General features: G+C 58.2%; 20 protein-coding genes and 1 tRNA gene. 16 read left to right on the top strand and 5 right to left on the bottom strand.

All coding sequences use genetic code 11. The features are described 5' to 3' along the window. Nucleotides 1-47 precede the first annotated feature (47 nt). Together ASB66_RS14555 and ASB66_RS14550 are read left to right on the top strand one after the other, a co-directional pair. The gene (locus tag ASB66_RS14555; RefSeq protein WP_060716797.1) at nt 48-1,007 is read left to right on the top strand and encodes a nucleoside hydrolase; all 960 of its coding nucleotides are present in this window, start codon (nt 48-50) and stop codon (nt 1,005-1,007) included. A 416-nt stretch (nt 1,008-1,423) separates the two neighbouring features. Continuing rightward, nucleotides 1,424-1,945 (top strand): chemotaxis protein CheD, encoded by a 522-nt coding sequence (locus ASB66_RS14550; RefSeq protein ID WP_234613522.1) that lies wholly within the window; start codon nt 1,424-1,426, stop codon nt 1,943-1,945. A 15-nt stretch (nt 1,946-1,960) separates the two neighbouring features. Here ASB66_RS14550 and ASB66_RS14545 read toward each other — a convergent pair whose 3' ends face one another. Beyond that, a complete protein-coding gene (locus ASB66_RS14545) occupies nt 1,961-2,653 on the bottom strand; it encodes a cobalt-precorrin-6A reductase (RefSeq protein WP_081088939.1) in 693 nt (230 codons plus the stop codon). Next, nucleotides 2,637-3,764, bottom strand: coding sequence for a cobalt-precorrin-5B (C(1))-methyltransferase (locus ASB66_RS14540; RefSeq protein WP_060716755.1), 1,128 nt, complete (start codon nt 3,762-3,764; stop codon nt 2,637-2,639). Before ASB66_RS14540 ends, ASB66_RS14545 begins: the two co-directional genes overlap by 17 nt. A gap of 142 nt (nt 3,765-3,906) precedes the next feature. Here ASB66_RS14540 and cobA point away from each other — a divergent pair, with 142 nt between their 5' ends. The 7 genes from cobA (at nt 3,907) to ASB66_RS14505 (ending at nt 10,897) form a co-directional block, all read left to right on the top strand. Continuing rightward, a complete protein-coding gene (cobA, locus tag ASB66_RS14535) occupies nt 3,907-4,749 on the top strand; it encodes a uroporphyrinogen-III C-methyltransferase (RefSeq protein ID WP_060716754.1) in 843 nt (280 codons plus the stop codon). Beyond that, nucleotides 4,746-6,056 (top strand): cobyrinic acid a,c-diamide synthase CobB, encoded by a 1,311-nt coding sequence (locus ASB66_RS14530; protein ID WP_060716753.1) that lies wholly within the window; start codon nt 4,746-4,748, stop codon nt 6,054-6,056. The genes cobA and ASB66_RS14530 overlap by 4 nt, the downstream gene beginning before the upstream one ends. Further along, complete coding sequence (gene cobD / locus ASB66_RS14525) at nt 6,053-7,066, top strand: threonine-phosphate decarboxylase CobD (RefSeq protein ID WP_060716752.1); 1,014 nt, start codon at nt 6,053-6,055, stop codon at nt 7,064-7,066. Before ASB66_RS14530 ends, cobD begins: the two co-directional genes overlap by 4 nt. Further along, nucleotides 7,063-8,034: an adenosylcobinamide-phosphate synthase CbiB gene (cbiB, locus tag ASB66_RS14520; protein WP_060716751.1), complete on the top strand. Its 972-nt coding sequence runs from the start codon at nt 7,063-7,065 to the stop codon at nt 8,032-8,034. Before cobD ends, cbiB begins: the two co-directional genes overlap by 4 nt. Before the next feature lie 168 nt (nt 8,035-8,202). Continuing rightward, nucleotides 8,203-8,754: a flavodoxin family protein gene (locus ASB66_RS14515; protein ID WP_060716750.1), complete on the top strand. Its 552-nt coding sequence runs from the start codon at nt 8,203-8,205 to the stop codon at nt 8,752-8,754. A gap of 195 nt (nt 8,755-8,949) precedes the next feature. Continuing rightward, nucleotides 8,950-10,365 (top strand): magnesium transporter, encoded by a 1,416-nt coding sequence (mgtE, locus tag ASB66_RS14510; RefSeq protein ID WP_060716749.1) that lies wholly within the window; start codon nt 8,950-8,952, stop codon nt 10,363-10,365. A gap of 145 nt (nt 10,366-10,510) precedes the next feature. Continuing rightward, nucleotides 10,511-10,897, top strand: coding sequence for a MerR family transcriptional regulator (locus tag ASB66_RS14505; protein WP_060716796.1), 387 nt, complete (start codon nt 10,511-10,513; stop codon nt 10,895-10,897). A 48-nt stretch (nt 10,898-10,945) separates the two neighbouring features. On the opposite strand, the gene ASB66_RS14500 is transcribed toward ASB66_RS14505, so the two are convergent. From ASB66_RS14500 to ASB66_RS14490, 3 genes are all read right to left on the bottom strand, one after another. Then, complete coding sequence (locus tag ASB66_RS14500; RefSeq protein ID WP_060716795.1) at nt 10,946-11,422, bottom strand: methyltransferase family protein; 477 nt, start codon at nt 11,420-11,422, stop codon at nt 10,946-10,948. An 11-nt stretch (nt 11,423-11,433) separates the two neighbouring features. Next, nucleotides 11,434-12,402, bottom strand: coding sequence for an acetyltransferase domain-containing protein (locus tag ASB66_RS14495; protein WP_060716748.1), 969 nt, complete (start codon nt 12,400-12,402; stop codon nt 11,434-11,436). Nucleotides 12,403-12,531: 129 nt separating this feature from the next. Further along, on the bottom strand, nt 12,532-13,305 hold the full coding sequence (locus tag ASB66_RS14490; protein WP_114386687.1) for a DUF599 domain-containing protein: 774 nt from the start codon (nt 13,303-13,305) through the stop codon (nt 12,532-12,534). Between the two features lie 481 nt (nt 13,306-13,786). Between ASB66_RS14490 and ASB66_RS14485 the strand changes: the two genes are divergently transcribed. From ASB66_RS14485 to ASB66_RS14455, 7 genes are all read left to right on the top strand, one after another. After that, nucleotides 13,787-15,190, top strand: coding sequence for an L-serine ammonia-lyase (locus tag ASB66_RS14485; protein ID WP_060716747.1), 1,404 nt, complete (start codon nt 13,787-13,789; stop codon nt 15,188-15,190). Nucleotides 15,191-15,235: 45 nt separating this feature from the next. Beyond that, the gene (locus ASB66_RS14480) at nt 15,236-15,673 is read left to right on the top strand and encodes a DUF1489 family protein (RefSeq protein ID WP_060716746.1); all 438 of its coding nucleotides are present in this window, start codon (nt 15,236-15,238) and stop codon (nt 15,671-15,673) included. Nucleotides 15,674-16,188: 515 nt separating this feature from the next. After that, nucleotides 16,189-16,662 (top strand): chemotaxis protein CheW, encoded by a 474-nt coding sequence (locus ASB66_RS14475; RefSeq protein WP_070150560.1) that lies wholly within the window; start codon nt 16,189-16,191, stop codon nt 16,660-16,662. A gap of 218 nt (nt 16,663-16,880) precedes the next feature. Next, nucleotides 16,881-16,965, top strand: a tRNA-Leu gene (locus ASB66_RS14470). 285 nt (nt 16,966-17,250) lie between these two features. Next, nucleotides 17,251-19,218, top strand: a complete 1,968-nt coding sequence (locus ASB66_RS14465; protein ID WP_060716744.1) for a methyl-accepting chemotaxis protein — start codon at nt 17,251-17,253, stop codon at nt 19,216-19,218. 375 nt (nt 19,219-19,593) lie between these two features. Then, nucleotides 19,594-20,376: a competence/damage-inducible protein A gene (locus tag ASB66_RS14460; RefSeq protein ID WP_060716743.1), complete on the top strand. Its 783-nt coding sequence runs from the start codon at nt 19,594-19,596 to the stop codon at nt 20,374-20,376. Nucleotides 20,377-20,599: 223 nt separating this feature from the next. Beyond that, nucleotides 20,600-21,439 carry a universal stress protein gene (locus tag ASB66_RS14455; protein ID WP_060716742.1) on the top strand — a complete coding sequence of 280 codons (840 nt, stop codon included), beginning with the start codon at nt 20,600-20,602 and terminating at the stop codon, nt 21,437-21,439. Nucleotides 21,440-21,672: the final 233 nt, after the last annotated feature.

Below are 21,672 nucleotides of genomic sequence, written 5' to 3'. Positions count from 1 at the left end.
CGCAAGGCCGCTATTGTCCCGTCAAAGGATATATAAAGGACAGCGCGATGCATAAGGTGATTTTCGATACAGACCCCGGCGTTGACGATGCCATGGCACTGCTGTTTCTGCATCATCATGCGGATATCGATCTGCTTGGCATCACCACCGTATTCGGCAATGCCGCCATTGAGACCACGACCCGCAATGCGCTTTATCTGAAGCAGGAATGGAATATCGACGCGCCGGTTGCCAAGGGTGCTGGCGAAACCTTCATTCCGCATCGTGTTACCCATGAGCCGCCGAAATTCATTCACGGCGATGATGGGCTTGGCAATATCGGTGTGCCGGATGCCGTGGACGTGCCGCTCGATCCACGCCCGGCGCATCGCTTCATTGTTGAGACCATCCGCGCCAATCCGGGCGAGGTGCGGATCGTTGCGGTTGGCAGAATGACCAATCTTGCCAATGCTTTGAAGGAAGATCCTGAGATCGTTTCTCTGGTCAAGGACGTGGTCATCATGGGCGGTGCCTTCTATGTCAACGGCAACGTGACGCCCGCCGCCGAGGCCAATATCCACGGCGACCCGGAAGCGGCCGATATTGTCTTCACCGCCGGATGGCCGGTGGTTGTGGTTGGTCTGGATGTCACGACGAAAACCGTGATGACCCGCCAGGCGCTGTCTGACATCCGCGATGCGGCGGGCATGCGGGCGCAATTGCTGTTCGATCTGTCGCAGTTCTATATCAAATTCTACGAGAGCCGGGTGCCTGATGGCATGGTGGTCCACGATAGTTGCGCCTGCGCCTATGTTGTGGCGCCGGAGCTGTTCACCACCCGCAGCGGTTCGATCCGCGTGGTCTGCGGCGGCATTGCCGATGGCCAGACCATTCAGAAGCCGGACGCGATGGGGTTTGGTCCCAGTGATTGGGATGACCTGCCAAGCCAGACGATCTGCACTGATATCGAGGCCGGTGCCGTGCTGAAGCTGATCCACGACACGATCGTGTCAGTCCAGGAAGCGTGACTTGGTCCGCTGCATTCCTTGACCGATGACGAGTAGACAATAAATCAATATATTCATGGTTTATTAGCCAGGAAGCCAGAATGCCCGATTAATAGCGAAGTCGGCACCACTGAATTGGCTAGTGTCTGCGTTGTGTCCGATGAGTGAGCATGTTGCGATAATGTCTGGTGTAATTTCTTATCCAAAGCCTGAGGCATAATTCCTTAAACCAGTTGCAGTTTAAGGAGAAAATTATGCAGAAAATATAAAGTGTTACAGCGTCCTTTGTGCGGTTTTCCAAAACGCACGGCGCTATGGCGCGGCGTGCGGACAGAAATGAGCAATAGGTTTTTGTTTCAATCTATGCTTTTATTTCTATGTAATTGCAGGGGTCGGATTGAATGTCTTTCGTTTGGAATGCTCAAGTGGCTTCACGAATGGATCTGCCTAAAGGGCGGATAACTATTTCGCAGGGAGAATTTGCCGTCAACGACGATCCCGATACTGTGCTGACGACGGTTCTCGGTTCCTGTGTTGCAGCCTGTATTCGCGATCCCGTGCTGGGTCTCGGTGGCATGAATCATTTTGTATTGCCAGGCCCCGTTACCAAGGGCATGAGCAAGAGTGAGGCGGCGCGATATGGCTGTCAGCTGATGGAGCTTCTTGTGGCCGGACTGTTGGCGCGTGGCGCAAATGTCTGGCGTTTGGAGGCAAAGATTTTTGGTGGAGCCAGTCCCGGCAACTCCTTCTATAATGTGGGAGTGCGTAATTTCGATTTCGCGCGGCAATTTCTGGCCACGAACGGTATTGCAGTCGTTGAAGAAAATGTCGGCGGCCCCTATGGCTGCAAGCTCGACTATTGGCCCTATTCGGGCAAGACCAATTGTGTGCCGCTCACCGGACGCATGGGTGCGAAGCCCAAGGTCACGGCAATTCGGTCGTCAGCGCAGAAGGTCTGAGGATATCGCAGTCGGTCATCTAGCGATCGGACGGGCGATCACCACCACGGGCAATTCCAATTTTCGCGCCGCGATAATCTTGCCATAGCTTGCCTTGCCGCCTGAATTGCGGGTGACGAGATGGGTGATGGCATGGCCTTCCAGCAGGGCTTTTTCCGCTTCCCAATCCGCCGCCGCTTTGCCGACAACGATGTCGGCATGGGTAAAGGGTAGCGGCGTTGAAGGCGCATCCACCATGCGGATCACGAAGTGGCAATCCGTTCGCTGTGCGAATAGGTCGATATATTGCCGCCCCAGCGCCAGGAAGACCCTGGCTCCTTCCGGCAACGTATGGGCCGCCGCTTCCAGCGTCTCGACCATGGTCCAGCGGTCGCCGGGTTGTTGCAGCCATGGCGGTCGCAGATGCACGGTCAGCGGTACGCCTGCTTTCCGGCAGGCTTCGACGGTATTGGCGGATATTTGCCGGGCAAAGGGATGGGTGGCGTCGATCACCCTGGTAATGCCTTGGCTCCTCAGGTAGGCCGCCAGCCCATCGACACCGCCGAAGCCACCAATGCGGACCTCTCCAGCCAGACTGGCCGGATATTCGGTGCGTCCGGCAAGCGCGGTAATGACGAAAGCCTCGCCTTGTCCCACCAGCTCTGCGGCAAGCTTTGCCGCTTCCGCCGTGCCGCCGAGAATGAGGATGCGTTCAGGAAGCGATGGCAAGGATCGCTCCCGTCCGGTCGGTGACGATGACATCGACCGCGATATCGGCACCGCGCAGGACTGAAAGGGCCGTCTGCCTTGCCCTTTGTGCAATCGGTGTTGCCATGTCCAGATTGTTTTGCCGGGTGATGTCGAGGATTTCCAGGGCGGTGTTGGCAGACCTGATCCTCTCTTTGATGTCTTGCGAGAGATGATGATCGGAAATCAATGTTTCCATGAAGGAATTGTCGATCTGGCTGCGGGCGGAATGCAGATCCAGCGCGCCTTGAGCCAGCTTGCTCAACTTGGCAAATCCGCCTGCAATCGTCAGCCGGGGTACGGGGTGCTGGCGCAGATATTTGAGCAGACCACCGGCAAAATCACCCATGTCCAGCAGCGCTTCCTGCGGCAGACCGTAAAGCTGCTGTGCGGCGCGTTCGGAGGTCGAGCCGGTTGCACCCAGCACATGCGGAAGGCCCATGGCGCGCGCCACATCGATGCCGCGATGGATGGAGTGAATCCAGGCGGCACAGGAAAATGGATTGACGATGCCAGTGGTTCCGAGCACCGAAAGCCCGCCGATAATGCCCAGGCGCGGGTTCCATGTCTTTTCCGCCAGCGCCTGACCGCCGGGAATGGAAATGGTGATTTCCACATCGGGCGCCACTCCATGCTGTCTGGCCAGCGCTTCCACCTCGGCCGCCATCATTGCGCGCGGCACGGGGTTGATGGCTGGCTCGCCAATGGCCAGCGGCAGGCCGGGCCGGGTGACGGTGCCGACGCCATCGCCTGCCACGAACCGGATGCCAGAACCGGCGGTGAGAAGCCGCACTGTGGCAATCACGGTTGCGCCATGGGTCACATCGGGGTCATCGCCCGCGTCCTTGATGATGCCCGCCGAGGCCTGGCCATCCGCAATCTGTTCATAGGCAAGTGCAAAGGCTGGTTCCTGGCCGCCCGGCAGGCGGATCGACACCGGATCGGGAAATTCACCGGTCAAAAGCGCCGTCAGTGCTGCCTTGGTCGCGGCTGTCGCGCAGGCGCCCGTGGTCCAGCCCTTGCGCAGCGGTCCATTCGGCTTGCGCGAAGCTGCGGCATCGGGTGTTTCGGTGGGCTGCGCGGCTTCGGTCATGGTTCTTTATAGGCAAGGCTTGCGGCGGGGGGAAGATGGGTGTGACCCTTGCCGCTCATTCGGACAAATCATCGTCATGGCGGTATAATTTTCCCCGCCAACCGATTTCGGTTTGGGAAATTATGCAGTAGATCTTCTGCCCATGATGCATGATGTTTTCAAGCCTTTGCCACTGTTGCAGCCGGGCCATGTCTGGCTGGCAGGGGCCGGGCCGGGTGATCCAGGTCTGTTGACGCTGTTGGCGGTGCGTGGCCTGTCCATGGCGGATGTGATTGTTCATGACGCGCCGGTGGATGAGACTTGCCTTGCTTACGCCAATCCGGGTGCGGTGCTGGAATATGCGGGCAAGCGTGGCGGCAAGCCCTCGGCCCGGCAGCGCGATATTTCCCTGCGGCTGGTGGAACTGGCGAAATCCGGCAAGCGGGTGCTGCGGCTGAAAGGCGGTGACCCCTTCGTCTTCGGACGCGGCGGTGAGGAAGCGTTGACCCTTGTCGAGCATGGCGTGCCGTTTCGTATCGTGCCGGGCATTACGGCAGGCATTGGCGGGCTGGCCTATGCGGGCATTCCCGTCACCCATCGTGAGGTCAATCATGCCGTCACCTTCCTGACCGGTCACGATTCGTCCGGCGCGATGCCTGATGGCATAGACTGGCAGGCGGTCGCCAAGGGCTCTCGGGTGATTGTCATGTATATGGCGATGAAGCATATGGGCCATATCGCCGCGCAATTGATGGCGGCAGGACGCCACCCCGAAGAACCGCTGGCCTTTGTCTGCGACGCGGCAACGGACCGGCAACGGGTGCTGGAAACCACGCTGGGTGAGGCAGAAGACGCAATGCAGGCCGCTTGTATTCAGCCACCCGCCATCGTGGTGCTGGGCGAGGTGGTGCGGCTTCGCCCCTCGCTGGATTGGCTCGGTGCCTTGTCGGGCCGGGCCTTGCAACAGGACCCCTTTGCCAATCGAAGCCTAAAGGATACGGCATGAGTGGCCTTCTGATTGCCGCGCCTGCCTCCGGGTCAGGCAAGACCACCGTCACGCTCGGCCTGCTGCGCGCCTTGAGCGAGGCCGGTCATAAGCTGGCGCCGGGCAAGGCCGGGCCGGATTATATCGATCCGGCCTTTCATGCGGCGGCAAGTGGTGAGACCTGCCTGAATTTCGACCCCTGGGCGATGCGACCGGAATTGATCGCCGCCAATGCCGCCTTGCACCGCCAGGGTGGCCGGACCCTGATGGTCGAAGCGATGATGGGGCTTTACGACGGGGCAGCGGATGGTACCGGTTCGGCGGCGGATCTTGCCCTGATGCTCGGCCTGTCGGTGGTGCTGGTGGTCGATTGCGCCCGCACCTCGCATTCCGTCGCCGCCTTGGTGAAAGGCTTTGCCGATTTCAGGCCTGGTCTGCTGATGGTCGGCGTTATCATCAACCGGGTCGCCAGCGACCGGCATGAGGCGATGCTGCGCCAGGCGCTGGAGACAATCCGCATGCCGGTGCTGGGTGTGATCCGTACCGATACGGGGCTTGCCCTGCCAGAGCGGCATCTGGGATTGGTGCAGGCGGCGGAACAGACTGATCTCGAAGGCTTCATCAGCCATGCCGCGCAGGTGGTGGCAAAAGGCTGTGATCTCGACGCCATCATGCGCGCTGCGGTTCGCAGCCCTGATCCGGTCTCGGAGGCCAATATTATCAGGCTTGCGCCGCTAGGCCGCCATATCGCCGTGGCGCGGGATGAGGCGTTTGCCTTTTGCTATGAGCATATGCTGCTGGGTTGGCGACGACGCGGCGCCCATATCAGCTTTTTTTCACCCTTGCAGGATGAAGCTCCGGCAGACGATGCCGATGCGATCTATCTGCCCGGCGGCTATCCCGAGCTTCATGCCGGGCGGATCGCCAATGCCCACCGGTTCCGCGCGGGCATGCTGGCGGCGGCGGCAAGGCCGGTGAAAATTTACGGGGAATGCGGTGGCTATATGGTGCTGGGTGAAAGGTTGACCGATGCGGACGGAACCGACCATACGATGCTGGGGCTTCTGCCGTTGAAAACCAGCTTTGCCACACGAAAGCGGCAACTGGGCTATCGGTTGCTGCGACCATTGGCGGGAGATTTCTTTGCCCATGTCATGACCGGCCACGAGTTTCATTATTCGACTGTTATCGAGGAAGGCGAAGGAGACCGGCTGTTTGCTGCGGAAGATGCCCTGGGCGTATCCCTGGGGCAGGTCGGGCTGCGACGTGCCAATGTGGCTGGCTCCTATATGCATCTGATCGACCGTGCGGGCGAGAACCGGTCATGACAGTACAGCCCGGCCAGATCATTGCCCATGGCGGCGGCCTTGCGGCGGCAGCGCGTCTTTATGGGGGGGAGGTTGAAGACTGGCTGGACCTGTCCACCGGGATCAATCCCTGTCCACCGGATCTGCCCGCCATCGATGCCCGCGCCTGGCACCGCCTGCCGGACCGCGAACGCGAGGATGCAGCCCGGCTGGCAGCACGGGATTTTTATCGCAGCGGCGCCGTTCTGCCGCTGCCGGTTCCTGGCACGCAATCGGTCATCCAGCTTTTGCCGAAGTTGATGGACGCGGGCAGGCGCGCCGCCATTTTGAGCCCCACCTATGCGGAATATGCTCGTAGCCTCACGCTGGCCGGTATCGCTATCGATGCGGTGGACAATCTTGAGGCAATGACATCCGCCCATGGATTGGCAGTGGTGGTTAACCCCAACAATCCCACCGGGCGTCAGATCGGGCGAGCGGAACTGGTTTCCTTAGCGCAGCGCATGGCGGTCCATGGCGGTCTTTTGCTGGTGGACGAAGCCTTTGCAGATACGCAGCCGGAGCAGTCTCTGGCGCCGCTTGTGGCGGATCATCCCAATCTCGTGCTGTTTCGTTCTTTCGGCAAATTCTTCGGCATGGCGGGTTTGAGGCTTGGCTTTGTGATTGCCGAGCAGATGGTGTCGGACCGGTTTGCCTGTTGGCTTGGTCCCTGGGCGGTGTCCGGCCCAGCTTTGTCGGTGGCAACCCAACTGTTCAGTGCCGATCATCATGCGCTTCGCACTCGGATTTTTGCCCGCAAGGCGGGGCTTGATGCGGTTTTGGTGCAGGCCGGTCTGACGGTGATCGGTGGCACGCCGCTGTTTTCACTGGTGGAGCAGGCGGATGCAGCAAAGATCCATGCGCATCTGGCACGCGCGCATATCCTGACGCGGATTTTTGATTATGCGCCGGCTTGGCTGCGGATCGGTCTGACGCCCGACGAAGAGGCCGATGCGCGGCTTCTGGCTGCCTTGCAGGCATTCCGGTCATGATGGAGGCGCATCTGCTTATCCTAGTTCTGGCACTGGCGCTTGACCGTGTGGTTGGCGACCCGCCCTGGTTATGGTCGCGCCTGCCGCATCCGGTCGTGGTGTTTGGCACATGTATTTCGGCCTTCGACCGGCTGTTGAACCGGCCTGTTCTGGCAGACCCGCTGCGCAAGGCGGGCGGGGTGCTGACGATTGTGCTTCTGCTGATCGCAAGCCTTGGCGTTGGATATGGTCTGCATCGTCTGTTTGCGGCGCTCGGATTTCTCGGGGTGCTGCTGGAAATTGCCGTCACGGCGGTGTTTCTGGCGCAGAAAAGTCTGCTGGACCATGTGAAAGCCGTCGCCGACGGCTTGCTGCATGGGGGCCTTGCCGGTGGTCGCCGGGCCGTGTCGATGATTGTCGGGCGCGATCCCGATGTGCTTGACGAGGCCGGTGTGGCGCGGGCTGCGCTGGAAAGCCTGTCAGAAAACTTTGCCGATGGCGTGGTGGCTCCTGCCCTCTGGTATGGCCTGCTCGGCCTGCCGGGTCTGCTTGCCTATAAAATGCTGAACACTGCCGATTCGATGATCGGCCATAAATCCGAACGCTATTTGCAGTTCGGTTGGGCCTCGGCGCGGTTGGATGATCTGGCCAATTGGCCTGCTGCCCGGCTGGCGGGATTGTTGACTGTGTGTTCGGTCTGGTTGGACAATGGCGCTCTGGCAGCCTGGCGATGCTTCTCTGTCATGATGGCTGACCATGGCCTGCATCGTTCGCCAAACTCCGGCTGGCCGGAGGCGGCTGCGGCAGGTGCGCTGGATGTAGCGCTGGCGGGACCGCGAATTTATGCAGGAGAAACAGTGCGCGAGCCGATGATGAACGCGGCTGGTCGGCGCGCCATCGGCGGTGCCGATATCAGGCTTGGCCTGCGGTTGATCGATGGCGCCTGGCGTCTAGGTCTGGGTCTCCTGGTGGTTTTGATCGTCCTTTGATCGGGTAGCAGTTACTTTTTTCACCCTATCAGCACGGAATCTGCCTTCTTTTCGGGCCGGTGACGGATCGCTATCTGTTCGGCGCCGGGCGAATTGCCCGGAATGAGGTTCAGATAGGCCGAAACCGCAGAGCTGTTTCGGCTTCCAGCATGCATAAAGGGGCAGTTGATGACGAAGGTTGCTGTTGTTTTTCACTCGGGCTATGGCCACACCAAACGGGTTGCGGAATATGTTGCCAAGGGTGCTAGCGCCGAACTGATCGAAATCGATAGTGAGGGCAATGTTTCGGAAGCCGGCTGGGACAGCCTGTCTGCCGCTGACGCCATCATTTTCGGGTCGCCGACCTACATGGGCAATGTAAGCTGGCAGTTCAAGAAATTTGCCGAGGCGTCGTCGAAGATCTGGTTCACACGCGGCTGGCACGACAAGGTTTTCGGTGGATTCGTCAACAGCGCCAGCTTGAACGGCGACAAGGCGGTCGCGTTGATTTCCTTGCAGACTTTGGCATCTCAACACGGCGGCATCTGGGTTAGCCTCGGTCTTTTGCCGAGCAATAGCAAGGCTGCGCAACGCACCGACATCAACAATCTCGGTGGTTCGGTCGGGCTTCTGGTCCAGTCGCCTTCCGATGCCAGCGTCGATGAGATTCCCCAGGGCGACCTCGATACCGCGCTTGCCTATGGCAAACGTGTTGCAGATATCGCTGGTCGGTTGAAGTAATCGGCTCTTCCCAAGCGCCGTGTACCATTGATCTGCACGGCGCTTGTCCTGTGATTACGCACATCATCCTGCATGCGCCTGCCGTTTTTTGTGGCATGTATCGCTTCTGTCATGCAGTTATGGTGAAGCTCTTCATTGGCGGTGAGGGATTCGTCTCTTCGCCGCCACGAAAGCGACAGGAACGGGAGCGCGAGCATGAGTGACATCGAAGAGCAAGTGCGCGCGCGCCATTCCCGTGACGAGGAAAAGGCCGATATCTACGACGAGGACGGCTCGATCCGCAGTGATTTCCGCGCGCTTGTTGGCGCCGCTATTGCCGATCGTGATGTGCTGTTCCTGCGCAAGGAAGTCGCGCATCTGCACGAATCGGAAATGGGCGACCTGATCGAGGCAATCCAGCCGGATCAGAGACTGGCGCTGATTACCCTTCTGGGTGACGATTTCGACATGACGGCGCTGACCGAGGTGGATGACGCCATCCGCCTGCAGATCGTTGATCAGATGCCGAACGAGCAGATTGCTGCTGCCATCGGCGATCTCGATTCCGACGATGCCGTCTACATTCTCGAAGACCTCGACCAGGAAGACCGCGACGAAATCCTCGCCCAATTGCCGTTTACCGAGCGGGTGCGGCTGCGCCGCGCCCTGGATTACCCGGAAAGCTCTGCCGGACGGCGTATGCAGTCGGAATTCGTGGCCGTACCGCCGTTCTGGGCGGTGGGTCAGACCATAGACTATATGCGCGAGGAAGAAGGTCTTCCCGAAAGCTTTACCCAGATCTTCGTCATCGATCCCACCTTCAAGCTGCTGGGCGTGGTTGATCTCGACCGTATCCTGCGCACCAAGCGGCAGGTGAAGATCGAAACCATCATGCGCGAAACCAACCACCCTATCCCGGCCGAAATGGACCAGGAAGAGGCGGCGCAACTCTTCGAGCAATACGATCTTCTCTCCGCCGCCGTGGTCGATGAAGGCGGGCGCCTGGTGGGCGTGCTGACCATCGATGACGTGGTTGACGTGATCCAGGAAGAGGCCGAGGAAGACTTGATGCGCCTGGGCGGTGTCGGCGATGAAGAATTGTCGGACAGCATTCCAGAGACGTCCCGCTCGCGCGTGCCGTGGTTGCTGGTCAACCTGCTGACCGCATTTTTGGCGGCCTCTGTCATCTCGCTGTTTGAGGCAACCATTGAGCAGATCGTCGCGCTGGCGGTGCTGATGCCGATCGTGGCGGGCATGGGCGGCAATGCCGGATCGCAGACCATGACGGTGACGGTCAGGGCGCTCGCCACCCGCAATCTCGACATTCACAATGCCTGGCGGGTGGTGCGGCGTGAAGCCGGTGTCGGATTGTTGAACGGAGTGATTTTCGGCGTGTTGATCGGGGTCATTGCCGGCTTCTGGTTTCATGACCCCAATATTGGTGGCATCATTGCCTCGGCCATGCTGATCAACATGATGGCTGCGGCCATTGCCGGTATTCTCATTCCGCTGCTGCTGGACAAGATTGGTGCCGACCCGGCGGTTTCCTCGGCGGTTTTCGTGACCACCGTTACAGATATTACCGGGTTCTTCTCGTTTCTGGGGCTTGCCACCTGGTGGTTTGCGATCTAGGCGCTTTGAGCGCTCCATCTGCAATTGGCAAAATCTTTAAAAGCAATGAGATGTTTCCCGCTTGAGGCAGCGAGGTGAACAAAAATTGACTTTTACGTCAAAGTTAATATGATTATCGTCTTGAGCGATACGGAACACCATGGCCTTGAAAAAATCTTACAGCATCACCGAGTTGACCCGCGAATTCGGCGTTTCGACCCGCACTCTTCGTTTCTACGAGGATGAGGGATTGATTCAGCCGGAGCGTAAGGGCCGTACCCGTGTCTACCGAGGTGCCGACCGTCATCTTCTCAAAGAAATTCTGCGCGCCCGTCGCATCGGCTTCACCGTAGCAGATATTCGCGAAATCATCCATGTCTATAAGCAGCCGCCGGGTGAGGTGGGCCAATTGAAGCTGATGATGAAGCGTATCGATGAAAAGCGTGACGATTTGCGCCAGAAGCGCAAGGATATTGAGGAAACGCTGGCCGAACTGGATCAGGCCGAGGAGGCTTGCCTGACCCGTCTGGTGGAAATTGGTGTCGGTTCATAGTCTGAGCCGACACCCTCATCGTTTGACCTCATCGCGTCCGGTATTCCGTCAAAGCCAGCGCCGTGTATGTTGGCAATAACGTTCGAAATCGACACCGAACCGCACCAGTAGATGCATTTCCTCACAGCGGATGGCGACCATGGTCGTCAACATGGCGGTGAGGGGCGCTGCCAGGACCAGCCAGACATTGCCGAGAATCATTCCTGCCGCAACCATCAGCAGCGTGTAGCCGAGATAGATCGGGTTGCGGGAATAGCGGTAAGGCCCCTCTGTCACCAGCCGCCGGGCGCGCTGGTGCTGGCTAAGGGGTGTATAGTTAGACATCAGGGTCTTGATGGCCCAGAAATCGATGGCGATTGCACCGGTGGCGATCATTGCGCCGGTCATCCACATAACGGGCTCCTGGTCCTGGAAAGGACTGACAGGAGCAACATAGGCATCTAGAAAAAAAGCAATGACACAGGCGCCGACATAAAGAAGCGGCGGCCATGGGTATTTCAGCGGCTTCATGCGATAGGCGTTCATGTAAGGACCCTTTATTGGCTGGCGATCGTGCATTCCCGCGCCAGTTTCAGGACCCTTTCATCTTGCGCTGCTATGATTGCCCCAGACTGGAGCGGTTCGAGTATATTTCCGGTCTGCAACTTCTCCAGTGTGCAGCTACAGAACCGTTGGCAAAAGCCAGCATCGTTATTGCCTGCCGTGCAGGATTGCTGGCAACTGCGGTCATAGGCCGCCGCTCTGTCGGGCGGCGGCGGGGTGACGACCAGCGTCGCCAGGTAGACGAGAGCGATCAGCACCGGTTGATGCACCAGGTAGAAGATCAGGCTATGGCGGCCCGCAAGCGAGAGCAATTTGGGGCCGGACGGCCAGGCCGCCAGCTTTTGCCACAGGCCGAACCGCAGGGCGAGGCGGGCGCTGGCAATGCCAAGCAACACCGCGGCAAACCATGGAAAAACCGGCACATAGTCATTTGAGCGCGGAATGGTTTCGGACAGGCCAAGCCACCAGAAATAGGGTGCGTCGAACACAGCCGAGCGCGCGTAAAACGGCAGGATCAGCGTGGCAATTGCCGCGCCCAGCGTGACGACCACCGGAAGTCGAATGAACGCCAGGCCGAGCAGGCTCATCAGCGCGATGGCATGCAGAATGCCGAAAAAGATCCAGCCTGCCCCCATGGCCAGATAGGTGGCAACCGATATGGCAAAGGCGCTTGCGGCGATCTGCGCCAATCGCTTGCCGAACGGTTTCCAACGGATGCCATTTCGATGCGCCAGCACCAGGCCTATGCCGACCAGGAACAGAAAGGTCGAGGCGATACAGCGGGCATAGATCTTCAGAACCCCGGTTTCTGCCGTGCCCACAGGCAGATAGCCGAAGAATTCCAGATCCCAGCTGAAATGATAGGAGGCCATCGCCAGCAGCGCGACCCCGCGCAGCGAATCGAGCAGGCCGATGCGGGGGGTGGATTTGGCGGGAAGGGGAGATTCGGTTGGAAAAGCCACGCGATGTCCTGAAACAGCTATTTACAGCGACCGGACATGCTGGGATGGCAAGTGGTCACCGGGGCAGATCATACCCTTGGTTCGAGTTAGACCAAGGTCACTTTAAATGACACCTGGCATCACGGTCCTTTACGACATTCCAGATGACCTGTCGCTATCGGTTGCGTGATGGGGGCTGGTTTGTAGGCTTGCTGTCATCTGTCCTGGCACGGAGAGCGGATTTTTCAGCATGGCGGCCAGCCGGGCATTGGAGAAGAACTGGCGATGCATCAGTACGAAGAAAATCAGCACCGTGGTTGCCATGAACATATAGGCGTTCAGGAACCAGCCGAGATAGCCCATCGACATGAAGATTGCCCGCAGGCCCGAATTGAAATTCTGCGCGGCGATGACATTCATGGCAATCACGGTTTCGGCCGCGTCTTCGGCGGCGGCGGGGTCCTGGCGAACCTCCGCATGCATGGGCAGGCCGCCAAACAGGATGGTGCAATAGTTGAACAGGCGATAGGACCAGCCGAACTTGAAGAAAGAATAGCCGAAAATCGCGATCAGTCCGCAGACTTTGAATTCAAATGCGGCCCGCCCTCCAGCCCCGAACAACGGCAGGTCCCGAAGCACCAGGTCGACCTTTTCAGTGGCGCCCAGCATGGCGAAACAGCCGCCGATGGCGATGATCGAGGTCGAGGCAAAGAAGGCGGTGCCGTTTTGCAGACCGGCGAGGATCTGCGTGTCGATCATCCGCAGGTCGCGCTTCAGGGCATTGAAGATCCAGGCGCGGCGGCGCTCAGCCATGATCCGGCTGAGGCTGAGGCGGGATTTGATCAGGCGACCATTGGTTAAAAACGCCAGGCCGAACCAGCAGCAGAAAAACAGCAGCAGAGCGAGCCAATCCAGAAGGGTCATATCCGACATTGTCTTTCAAATCTTGGGGTAACAGGCAGGTTTAGGATAGCGACAGGTGGATTGCGAATCTGCGCTTTTCATCCTGTTTTATCATGATGGGGGAAGGTCAATTCGCAAAGTGCCAATATCATCTGCCATTGGCAATTATGAAAGTGAAACACTTATGCCAACGAACTGGCAGAATCGTTTAAGAAATATGCGGCTCTGAGCGCTGTCAGCGATTGAGCAAGGCGGCCAAATCGTCTATCCATGCTGTGCTCGGGGGCTTTCGGGGGATTGGCCTCGTGCCTGCCGCTTTGGTGCGGTAGAAATCCGCTTTACGGCGGGGGACGACAGCGCGGCTGGAGACGAGCCGCGCTGTTTTTGTTTTGCGGTTTTTGTCGCTGCGGTTTCACTGAATGTCGATCCTTCATCACGAATTTGCCGAGGATAAGGCTAGAGTTTAGGCTATTGGCTGCGGCTTCACGGGTAGGGTCCTTGCATGTTTCTTTCCGTCTTCGACGTTTTCAAGATCGGCATCGGGCCATCCAGCTCGCACACGATGGGGCCGATGTCGGCAGCAGGCCGGTTTCTTGACCTGATCCTGTCCAATGACTGGCCGCGCCCGGCTGGCGCCGAGGTTGCGGCATTGAAGGTCAGCCTGCACGGTTCTCTGGCCTATACCGGGGTCGGCCATGGCACCGACCGCGCGGTTATCATCGGCCTGACCGGCGAGATGCCCGACAGGGTCGATCCGGATCGGATGGCGGAGCTTGTCGCCGAGGTACAGCGCAGCGGCAAGGTCTGTCCCGCCGGACATCCGGCCTATCAGTTCAATCCGGCCACCGATCTAGTGCTGGACAAGAAGACGCCACTGTCGGGTCACGCCAATGGCATGCGATTTTCCGCCTTTGACAAGCAGGGTCGCCTGCTGCTGACAACAGTCTATTATTCCATCGGTGGTGGTTTCGTGGTGACCGATATCGAGCTTGCCTCCATGCAGAAGACGAAGAAGACAGAAACCCACGCCGTCAAAGTTCCCTATCCTTTCGCCTCCGCCCGGCAGATGCTGGCCATGGCGGCATCATCCGGGCTGACGATTGCCCAGATGAAGCGCGCCAATGAGGAAGTGTCCCTGAGCCGTCAGGCGCTGGACGAAGGCCTCGACCGGCTTTGGACGGCGATGAGCGGCTGTATCGATCGCGGTTTGCGGGGTGAGGGCGAACTGCCTGGTGGGTTGAAAGTCAAGCGCCGCGCCCGTTACATCCATGACAAGCTCCAGGAAGAATGGCGCTCCAACCGCCAGAACCCGCTGCTCGCCAATGACTGGCTGTCCGTTTATGCCATGGCCGTCAACGAGGAAAATGCCGCTGGCGGCAGGGTGGTGACGGCGCCGACCAATGGGGCAGCAGGCGTCGTGCCTGCGACGATCCGCTATTACCTGCATTTTCACCCTGATGCCGATCAGGAAGGCATCCGTGACTATCTGCTGACGGCAGCGGCCATTGGCGGAATCATCAAGCATAATGCCTCGATTTCCGGTGCCGAAGTGGGGTGCCAGGGGGAGGTGGGTTCGGCAGCGGCCATGGCGGCGGCCGGATTGGCGGCGGTGATGGGCGGCAGCCCGGAGCAGATCGAAAATGCTGCCGAAATCGCGCTGGAACATCATCTCGGCATGACCTGCGATCCCGTGGCGGGTCTGGTGCAGGTGCCCTGCATCGAGCGCAATGCGCTGGGCGCGGTCAAGGCGGTGACGGCGGCATCGTTGGCCATCAAGGGTGATGGCAGCCATTTCGTGCCGCTCGACGCTTGTATCGAGACCATGCGCCAGACCGGCAACGACATGAGTGAGAAATATAAAGAAACTTCGCTCGGTGGCCTGGCCGTCAATGTGGTTGAATGTTAGCCGAGCCGCTTGACCTGCTGCCTGAAAGGTCTATCTGCAAAACCCATGGCGCTCAATCTCATCAAACTCTGTGTCGGGGCTGATAGCATCGACGATCTTAAGCACTGGGTCGCGGAACGCGCCCTGGTGGCAATGTCGGCTGGACTGCCGCCGCAAAGTTCGCATGTCACCCGGATGATGCCAAAACGGGTTGAGGAATTGCTGGATGGCGGTTCGCTCTACTGGATTATCAAGGGCCAGGTGGCGGCACGCCAGCCTCTGCTGGACATTGTCAGCGTCACCGGTGCGGACGGAATCAACCGCTGCGAACTGGTGCTTGGCCCCGAAGTCATCGAAACCACCCCAGCGCCACGCCGCCCGTTTCAGGGATGGCGCTATCTGGACCCCAAAGATGCCCCGCGCGATCTTTCGGCTGGCGGTGCGGGCCTGGATGATATGCCCGACGACTTGAAGCGTGAACTGGCCGAGCTCGGATTGCTATAGGCCTTGTCCGAACAGCCAATGAAAATGATTCGTCGTATTCCATCGCCGAATATCCCAAGTCTTTGATCTATTTGAGATTTATTCAAGGCGATGATGTGGTTCACACTTCTGAGCCTTGGCATTATCCAGCGCGATGCTTGGATATGGAAATCGGTTTTTAAAATCGATATTTTGGCCCAAAAGCAATTTTATTGAAATAATTTATATAATTCAAATGCTTGTCGGGTATTTCGGTGCGGCGGTTGTGGTGTGCTGTGCTTTCCTCCCAGAATTTATATTTGAATTCACTAACGGTTAAGACGCATCAACTATGTTTCTGATCAAGGAATCCAAAGTGGCCACGTGTGGCTGGCAGAGGCACAATCGAAGGCTGGCAGGATTACGGCATAGATTGCAAGTCGGGCGGTTCACGGTGCAGAGGCTTGCATTGCACGTGTGTGTCTGGATCGGCAGCGATTTAAGGACGTATATGCTAAAATACTGTCCCAAACCTATGAAAGCTGGGAGAAAATTTGATGACCACATCGCATCTGGTGCAAGCGGGCTCTCTGGAGATCATTGCTTTCCGGCTTCATGCGCAGGAATTTTGCGTTAAAACCACGTCCATTCGTGAAATTCGCGGTTGGGCCACGGTTACCCCGCTCCCCCATGCGCCTTACGAAGTGCTGGGCGTGATGAATCTGCGCGGCACGGTCATTCCGATCGTGGATCTGGCCGTCAAGCTTGGTATGGCTAATTCCGAGGTCAACCAGCGCAGCGCCGTGGTCGTTGCTGATGTCAATGGCGTGACCGTCGGTCTACTGGTGGACGGCGTTTCCGACATCTTGACCATCCCCGCCGATCGCTTGCAGCCCTTGCCTCAGGCAGCAGGGCCAAGCGCGGCCTTTTCCGACGGCATCATTGCCCAGGGCGAAAGCATGATTTGCTTCCTCAACCTTGAGCGCATGTTCGGCGTCGATGACGCAGACGACTGGGGCATGGCGGTTTAATATCGAACGTTCTTGATAACGTTGATATTCGTCTTCCAACCTTGATGCACTTCAACAATCACCCTGGGCCGGCTTCGGTCTGGGGTTTTTTGTGTGACCGGGCGGACACGAACATTCTGCTAGAGTCTGTCAGGTTCGGATTGAACCAGACAGACTCTAGGGAATATCTGAAACGCCCTCTTGCAATTCCGCCTCAGGTCGTTGAAAACGCTGCTTACGCGGACGTGGCGAAACTGGTAGACGCAAGGGACTTAAAATCCCTCGGAGCAATCTGTACGGGTTCGACCCCCGTCGTCCGCACCACCAACAACGGACTGTGTCCTTTATTCCCGGTGCTCTTTTTGTCGCTGTTTTCCGCGGCTCGCTGCTTGTGTCCCACTGCGGTCTTAATTTTAAGCATAAGAAAATTAGACTTCACTAAAAATTAGATTTTACCGGCTAGTTTCTACGGGTACCGCCGGAGCAGCTGGCCGTTGCAGACCGATCATTCTGTGCGGTTTGGCGAGGACTGGAGCCGGTTCGGCGCGCCAAAAATTTACCCCCACATGTACTCGAAGGTCGAGCCACCTTGAGTTACGAGGCAATGAAATGAAAAACCTACCAATCATCGGGAAATTTCTGTCGATCATGGCGTTGTTCGGGTTATTTACTCTCGGCATTGCCGCCTATTCTGGAGCGAAGCTGAAATCGATCGACGCTGCCTATAGCGGTTTGTTGGAGCAGGAATCTGCTGCTTCGCTTTATCTGGCGCGCGCCAATCGTTCGATGCAAAGCGTCCGGGCCTCGCTTAGTGATGTCGTTCTTTCCCGCACACCTGAGCTTAGCCAGTCGGCTGCAAAGGAGTTTGAGACTGGGCGTAATTCTTTCGTGACCTTCATGGACACGGCATTAAAGGCGCTGCCGGACAATAGTGAAATTTCTTCCCTGAAAACGGATGGTTTGAGAATTTTCGACCAAGCCTGCGCCAATGCATTGCAAGCGGGCAAAACCGCCATCAGTGATGAACAGGTTGCCAATTCCCAGGCGATTTTTCTGAGGGAATGCCAGCCTGAATTTGCAAAACTTTCTCCCCGCTTTACCGCAGCGGTAACGGCGATCGGCAAGGCTGCGGACGCAGAAAGTAACGACCTTACCGATATGACCAATAGCACGGTGACGATGACTGTGGTTGGTGTGCTGGGAGGTTTGGTTCTCGTTTTGGCAATTGGCTTTTTCGCCATCCGCGCCTGGATGGTTGTGCCGATCCGCGTTCTGGCCACCAAGATGGATATCCTGTCCGGTGGCGATCTTTCGGCAGTGGTTGATGGTGTCGATCGTCGCGATGAAATCGGTGTCATGGCGCGCGCCGTGCAGATCTTCAAGGATAACGGCCTTGCCGCTCGTGAGCTGGAAAAACAGGCTGCGGCTGCCCGTGACATGAGCGAAGAGGAACGCCAGCGGGTGGCTGAGGCCGATGCCAAGCGGGCCGCCGAAATGGCTCAGGCAACGTCTGGACTTGCGGAAGGCTTGAAGCGGCTTTCGGCTGGGGATTTGACGTTCCAGCTTACCCAGAAATTTGCCACGGAATTCGAAGGTTTGCGTACCGACTTCAACAGCACGGTTGAGCAATTGCGGGACACGATGTCGTCCGTTGCCATCTCGACCAGTTCGATTGACAGCGGTTCGCGAGAAGTGAGCCAGAGCGCCAACGACCTGTCGAAACGTACCGAACAACAGGCAGCCTCGCTGGAAGAAACCGCCGCCGCATTGGATCAGATCACCACCAATGTCTCCAATTCCTCCAAGCGTGCGGAAGAGGCCCGGGCGATGGCCATCCAGGCCAATCAGTCGGCCCGGCAATCCGGCGAAGTGGTCTCGAATGCCGTCAACGCCATGCAGCGGATCGAGCAGTCGTCCAGCCAGATCTCCAACATTATCGGCGTGATCGATGAAATCGCCTTCCAGACCAATCTTCTGGCGCTGAATGCCGGTGTGGAAGCGGCGCGGGCAGGTGAGGCTGGTAAGGGCTTTGCCGTGGTCGCCCAGGAAGTGCGCGAACTTGCCCAGCGCTCCGCCCAGGCTGCCAAGGAAATCAAGGACCTGATCCGAAATTCCGCCAGCGAAGTTGAAAACGGCGTCAAGTTGGTGACCGCAACAGGTGATGTCCTCAAGATTATCGAAGGCCATGTCGTTGCCATCAATGGTCAACTCGACGCCATCGCCATTTCGGCGCGCGAACAGTCCGTCGGACTTTCCGAGGTCAATATCGCCGTCAACCAGATGGACCAGGTGACCCAGCAGAATGCCGCCATGGTGGAAGAAGCCACTGCCGCTAGCTCGTCGCTGGCCAATGAAGCGGAAAAGCTGCGCCATCTGGTCGGTCAGTTCCAAATCGGTTCCGGTTCTTCAGGCTTGGTGGCCAATGCCGCCCCTTCTGGAGGCAGATCCGCTGGTCCTGTTCCAGCCAGCGCCGGGCAAAGGCCTGTCGCGTCACCCGCCCGCCGCATGGTCGGTCAGGTCGCCAAGGCACTCGGCATGAATACCGTAGCCAAGCAGGACAGCTGGGAAGAGTTTTAAGACCATGTGACAGCATCGGATTTTTCGAAAACCGGTGCTTATTTCTCGGCTCTATCGTCTCCTTGCTCAAGCCGCCCTGCGTTTTCCCTCACGCAGGGCGGCTTGCTGTTTGGCGGATGGGGGGACAAGACCTCGGACGAGGGGCAATGACAAAAAAAGGTCGTAACCAATAATTTCGTCTCTCTGTTTGGTCCAGTCTCGCAAAAGTGACGTTACATCGATATGCATCGAAAAAATGCACGAAAGCCGCCGCAAGATTTCCGATCCGTTGCCTGGCCGTCACCTTAAATCGGACCCGATTGAGGGAATTATGCGGTTAGCCAAAGATAGTTCCAGTTCGTCCCAGTTCGTCAAAGTCCGTTAGAAGGCCCTGCCATGTCCGATTCCACCTCCGTTTCCCCGTCTCAAGTTGTCACCGCCGCCATGCTTGCCATTGGCGATGAATTGCTGTCTGGCCGCACCAAGGATAAGAATATCGGCCATCTGGCCGATGTACTGACTTTGGCCGGTATCGACCTCAAGGAAGTGCGGATTGTCGCTGATGAGGAAGAGGCAATCGTCGAGGCGCTGAATGCCTTGCGCAGCCGCTATCACCATGTGTTCACCTCGGGTGGCATTGGCCCGACCCATGACGATATTACCGCCGATGCCATCTCAAAGGCTTTCGGTCTGCCTTGCCTGCATGACGAAAAGGCCATGGCGCTGATGGCGGAAATGTATGCTCGCCGCGGCCTGGAATTTACCGAGGCGCGCCAACGGATGGCCCGCATGCCGCAAGGCGCGCAACATATCGCCAATCCGGTTTCGACGGCACCGGGATTTCAGGTGGAGAATGTCTATGTCATGGCCGGTGTCCCGCAGGTTTTTCAGGCCATGCTCGAAAATGTCGTCAAGACATTGCCCGGTGGCGTCCGTGTTCTGTCGCGGGCAATTGCCTGCCCCTATGGCGAAGGCGAGATCGGCACGGCGCTGGCCGCTGTTCAGAAGGCGCATCCGCAAACCAGTATCGGTTCTTATCCACGCTATGACGGAGCCAAGGGGTTCCATACGGAACTCGTGGTGCGGGCGAGGGCCGAAGATGTTCTGAATGCCGCTGTTCTTGATGTCGAGGATATGATTGCGGCAATTACCGGCGGTAAAACCGTGCTGGAGGCCTGAGAATGTCCCGCGTGGCTGAGACTTGAGGGGAATCCAGATCAGCCTTGAGCGAAATCCCAATTCAGCCTTGAGCGAAATCAAGGAACCGGCGTGGTTTCGGCGCATTATATTTTTCGGTGGTTGGGCGGGATGACGCAAGCGTGTCTTCCTGTCGCCCAGACCACGATGCACTATGCTTTTGCTCGGACGATGTTCGGTCGGAGCAATTTGCGGGGAGATGACAATGGCTTACAAGACAATTCTGAGCGTTCTCGACAACCGCCGTACGGCAGCGCAGGTTTCTGATTTTTCCATTGCGCTGGCCGAACAGTTCGGGTCCCATGTCATCGGCGTTCATTGCGAAGCGGTCGCTGGCATGCCCCTGATCGCGCCGATGGAAATACCCGATCCGGTCGCGGTACAGGCCATGCAGGACCTGGCCCATAAGGAAACCGGGGCCATTGAGGCGATCTTTGCCGAGGTGGCGCGGCGCGAAGGCGTGTCGACCGAATGGCGCAATTTCGTGACCTCCGTCGGCTCGACGGGTTCGTTTGTCGACAGCGCTCGCTGCGCCGATTTGGTCGTGGCGGCTCAGGGAGAAAGCGGTTCGCTTTCGGAAAACCGCAGCGAATTGGAAACGGCGTTGTTTGACAGCGGCAGGCCCGTGCTGCTCGTGCCCTACATTCTGAAAACGCCGCGGCCGATTAAGCGGGTGCTGATTGCATGGAATGGGTCGCGCGAAGTGGCACGGGCCACCTTTGATGCCCTCCCTTTCCTGAAACAGGCTGAAAGCGTTGAAATCTTCTCGGTGGTCGATAGCGGCGGTGACGATCTTTCACGCAGCCTGCCGGGCGCCGAAATCGCCGCGACGCTGAGCCGCCACGATATCAAGGTCACCGTGACCCAGCAGGATCAGGAGCAGTTGAAGGCGGCAGCGCATATCGAAAACCGCTTGTCCGACCAGAGCATCGATCTCTTGGTGATGGGCGCTTATTCTCACAAGCGCTGGTGGGAGGTGCTGTTCGGTGGCGTCACCCGCACCGTGCTTGATTCCATGACGGCGCTGACTTTGCTGTCACGTTGATAAGCGCTGAACTGAAAAATGTGTTGACGTAAGGCATTCGGTTTCTAACCGGATGCCTTACTGTTTCCGGCATCCTCTTTCCCATCTCTTGCCTTTAAGGGCAGATTGCCGCTATAGCACCGAGAAAGACAAGGAGCCGAAAGGGCTTTTGCGCAAGGTCTGCTGCGCCCATGGCTCTCCCAGCCGCGGTTTTCGGGCCGATGCGCAAGCTGAATGGCGTCACTGTCTTCGTT

The sequence above is a fragment of the Gillisella vitis genome (assembly GCF_001541345.2).
Taxonomy (GTDB): domain Bacteria; phylum Pseudomonadota; class Alphaproteobacteria; order Rhizobiales; family Rhizobiaceae; genus Allorhizobium; species Allorhizobium vitis.
This window is presented reverse-complemented; position numbering and strand designations above follow the sequence as displayed.

What these genes read in the sequence shown, in the direction of transcription:
- ASB66_RS14550 (WP_234613522.1), top strand. Translation starts at nt 1,424, where the DNA reads ATGGATCTGCCTAAAGGGCGGATAACTATTTCGCAGGGAGAATTTGCC.
- ASB66_RS14485 (WP_060716747.1), top strand. Translation starts at nt 13,787, where the DNA reads ATGTTTCTTTCCGTCTTCGACGTTTTCAAGATCGGCATCGGGCCATCC.
- ASB66_RS14475 (WP_070150560.1), top strand. Translation starts at nt 16,189, where the DNA reads ATGACCACATCGCATCTGGTGCAAGCGGGCTCTCTGGAGATCATTGCT.
- ASB66_RS14455 (WP_060716742.1), top strand. Translation starts at nt 20,600, where the DNA reads ATGGCTTACAAGACAATTCTGAGCGTTCTCGACAACCGCCGTACGGCA.
- cobD (WP_060716752.1), top strand. Translation starts at nt 6,053, where the DNA reads ATGACAGTACAGCCCGGCCAGATCATTGCCCATGGCGGCGGCCTTGCG.
- ASB66_RS14515 (WP_060716750.1), top strand. Translation starts at nt 8,203, where the DNA reads ATGACGAAGGTTGCTGTTGTTTTTCACTCGGGCTATGGCCACACCAAA.
- ASB66_RS14490 (WP_114386687.1), bottom strand. Translation starts at nt 13,305, where the DNA reads ATGACCCTTCTGGATTGGCTCGCTCTGCTGCTGTTTTTCTGCTGCTGG.
- cbiB (WP_060716751.1), top strand. Translation starts at nt 7,063, where the DNA reads ATGATGGAGGCGCATCTGCTTATCCTAGTTCTGGCACTGGCGCTTGAC.
- mgtE (WP_060716749.1), top strand. Translation starts at nt 8,950, where the DNA reads ATGAGTGACATCGAAGAGCAAGTGCGCGCGCGCCATTCCCGTGACGAG.
- ASB66_RS14465 (WP_060716744.1), top strand. Translation starts at nt 17,251, where the DNA reads ATGAAAAACCTACCAATCATCGGGAAATTTCTGTCGATCATGGCGTTG.
- cobA (WP_060716754.1), top strand. Translation starts at nt 3,907, where the DNA reads ATGATGCATGATGTTTTCAAGCCTTTGCCACTGTTGCAGCCGGGCCAT.
- ASB66_RS14460 (WP_060716743.1), top strand. Translation starts at nt 19,594, where the DNA reads ATGTCCGATTCCACCTCCGTTTCCCCGTCTCAAGTTGTCACCGCCGCC.
- ASB66_RS14540 (WP_060716755.1), bottom strand. Translation starts at nt 3,764, where the DNA reads ATGACCGAAGCCGCGCAGCCCACCGAAACACCCGATGCCGCAGCTTCG.
- ASB66_RS14500 (WP_060716795.1), bottom strand. Translation starts at nt 11,422, where the DNA reads ATGAACGCCTATCGCATGAAGCCGCTGAAATACCCATGGCCGCCGCTT.
- ASB66_RS14480 (WP_060716746.1), top strand. Translation starts at nt 15,236, where the DNA reads ATGGCGCTCAATCTCATCAAACTCTGTGTCGGGGCTGATAGCATCGAC.
- ASB66_RS14555 (WP_060716797.1), top strand. Translation starts at nt 48, where the DNA reads ATGCATAAGGTGATTTTCGATACAGACCCCGGCGTTGACGATGCCATG.
- ASB66_RS14530 (WP_060716753.1), top strand. Translation starts at nt 4,746, where the DNA reads ATGAGTGGCCTTCTGATTGCCGCGCCTGCCTCCGGGTCAGGCAAGACC.